A 979-nucleotide genomic window follows, 5' to 3' on the forward strand; every position below is an offset into this window, starting at 1 on the left:
ACCAAGACCAGGACCCCGCCGCTCCCCGGCACCCGCCCGCACCACACCGAAACGAGCCCCGTGCACCCCGTCCGCATCGACTCCCTCGACGACGCCCGCCTCGACGACTTCGCCCGCCTCACCGACGTGGCGCTGCGCCGTGTGAGCGAGCCCGAGGGCGGCCTGTACATCGCCGAGTCGAACACGGTGATCGAGCGAGCGATCCGCGCCGGGCACGTGCCGCGCAGCATCCTGGTGCAGGAGAAGTGGCTCGACAGCGTCCTGCCCCTGGTCGCCGACCACGACGGCCCGGTGTTCGTGGGCCCGGACGCCCTGCTCGAGGAGCTCACCGGCTTCCGCATGCACCGTGGCGCGATCGCCGCCGTGCAGCGCCCCGAGCTGCCGACCGTCGCCGAGGTCGTGCGGGACGCGCGGGTCGTGGTCGTCCTCGAGGACATCGTCGACCACACCAACGTCGGCGCCGTCTTCCGCAGCGTGGCCGGCCTGGGTGCCGACGCGGTGCTGGTCAGCCCGCGCTGCGCCGACCCGCTGTACCGGCGCAGCGTGCGGGTGAGCATGGGCACCGTCCTGCAGGTGCCGTGGACCCGCATCGGCGACTGGCCCGCGGCGGGCGAGGAGCTCCGCGACCAGGGCTTCCACCTGGCCGCGATGGCACTGACCGACGACTCGGTCGACCTCGACGCCTTCGTCGCCGACCTGCCGGACAAGGTCGCGCTCGTGATGGGCACGGAGGGTCAGGGGCTCACCCCGGCCGCGATCGCGTCGGCGGACACGACGGTCCGGATCCCGATGGCGCACGGCGTCGACTCGCTCAACGTCGCCGCGGCGAGCGCCGTCGGCCTGTGGGCGGTCACCCACGCGCAGCGGCGCGCCTGCTAGCCCCGACCACGGTCTGGAGGCGCGCCCCGCCTCCGCCACGCACGCGGGCCGGTACGCTCGGTGACCGTGTCCCGAGTCGTGCGCCGCCCCCGTTCCGCCG

1 protein-coding gene is annotated in these 979 nt (G+C 74.7%); it reads left to right on the forward strand.

Going from position 1 to position 979, the window contains the following annotated elements:
- Positions 1 to 60: 60 nt before the first annotated feature.
- Positions 61 to 879 (forward strand): TrmH family RNA methyltransferase, encoded by an 819-nt coding sequence (locus tag LEL83_RS04425; protein ID WP_225557991.1) that lies wholly within the window; start codon positions 61 to 63, stop codon positions 877 to 879.
- Positions 880 to 979 lie beyond the last annotated feature (100 nt).

Origin of the sequence: Curtobacterium oceanosedimentum (assembly GCF_020297365.1) — a bacterium.
Taxonomy (GTDB): Bacteria; Actinomycetota; Actinomycetes; order Actinomycetales; family Microbacteriaceae; genus Curtobacterium.